The sequence below is a fragment of the Dellaglioa sp. CoH-55-MRSF-9 genome, from assembly GCF_056782155.1.
Genome location: NZ_JBXAYG010000074.1, coordinates 1 through 277 on the forward strand (window position 1 = coordinate 1; position 277 = coordinate 277).

Below are 277 nucleotides of genomic sequence, written 5' to 3' on the forward strand. Positions count from 1 at the left end.
TTCATGGCGCACTTGATCTGGATTCCGGTAGCTTCGGCCGCTACTTTCTGAATCGCGGCCAGAAGCTGCTCGTCGGCTTCTTCGTCCGCTTCTTGCGCCGCGATACCGCGCACCACAGCTTCCACGATATCACGCATCGTGGTCCACGGGTCCGTTACCGGGCTCCCCGCATCGATTTCGAATTCGGCCTCAATATCGCTACGCAACTCTTCCATGTCGATTTCATCGAAGTTGTATTCGACGGTAAGATTCGTGTCGAGTTCGAGCGGGCCGTTCC

At 56.7% G+C, this 277-nt stretch carries 1 protein-coding gene; it reads right to left on the reverse strand.

What is annotated here, in order from left to right; genetic code table 11:
- Positions 1-277: hypothetical protein (locus AC1RPV_RS07850; RefSeq protein ID WP_481764211.1), on the reverse strand; the 277-nt coding region annotated here is incomplete at both ends.